Origin of the sequence: Mangrovicoccus sp. HB161399 (genome assembly GCF_013184745.1) — a bacterium.
In the GTDB taxonomy this organism is placed as follows: Bacteria; Pseudomonadota; Alphaproteobacteria; order Rhodobacterales; family Rhodobacteraceae; genus Mangrovicoccus.
Genome location: NZ_JAATVU010000283.1, coordinates 1 through 754, shown reverse-complemented (window position 1 = coordinate 754; position 754 = coordinate 1). Strand labels below are relative to the sequence as shown.

Below are 754 nucleotides of genomic sequence, written 5' to 3'. Positions count from 1 at the left end.
GCAGCAGCGCCTGTGCATCGCCCGCGCCGTGGCGACCGAGCCGGAGGTGCTGCTGATGGACGAGCCGTGCTCCGCGCTCGACCCGATCGCCACGGCATTTCACCAGGCGAGGTCAGGCGACGCGTTCCGTCCCGGCGGTGCCGAGGGCGTCGAAGCGGTTCATGAATGAGCGGCGAGCGCCATCGCTCCGAACGCAGCCGCGGATGACCCGGATGTGGATCTCGGCAGTCTGGCGGCCGGGGTCCCTCGAGGCAATCCGTTCACCGGAGGATTTGAGGTTCCCCATCCTGGCCTCGATCCGGCTCCGGACATGGCAGCCGGACCACCGCTTCCAGAGCGAGCAGGAACCTTGGCTCCAGTGGCTCTGCGAACGTCCAGCGAACACGGCCGAGGCACCGGGTGCTCCGCAGGATGTCATTGCAGGCGCGCGCCGCGAAGCTGTCCTTTTTCCGGAGGCGTCTGTTCCTGCGGATGGGAGCGAGGGCATGACTGCCCTCGCCGTTGTCCCCGGACCATGCATGGATGGCGCCTTGGCAGGTGCCTTGCCTGGGTTCGGCATTCCGGTTGGTCGCGGCCATGCAGCGAGGGGCAAGTGCCACCGGTCCGAACGCCGCCCCGGGCGCGCCTGATCTGCGGCATCAGGGGCCGCGCGCCCTGGCGAAGTCCGCTGGGGGACGGGTCCCGGTCAACGGCCCGCGGTCTGAGCCGCACCGGACCGGGTGTTCCGTCCGTCCCGTCTCCGCCCCGTGCCATC

The 754-nt window shown here is 70.2% G+C and carries 2 pseudogenes; one reads left to right on the top strand and one right to left on the bottom strand.

What is annotated here, in order from left to right:
• A pseudogene (locus tag HCC78_RS32910) lies at positions 1-97 on the top strand (ATP-binding cassette domain-containing protein); the annotation flags it as partial.
• 15 nt (positions 98-112) lie between these two features.
• On the opposite strand, the pseudogene HCC78_RS32905 reads toward HCC78_RS32910, so the two are convergent.
• Positions 113-536, bottom strand: a pseudogene (locus HCC78_RS32905) (hypothetical protein); the annotation flags it as partial.
• Positions 537-754: the final 218 nt, after the last annotated feature.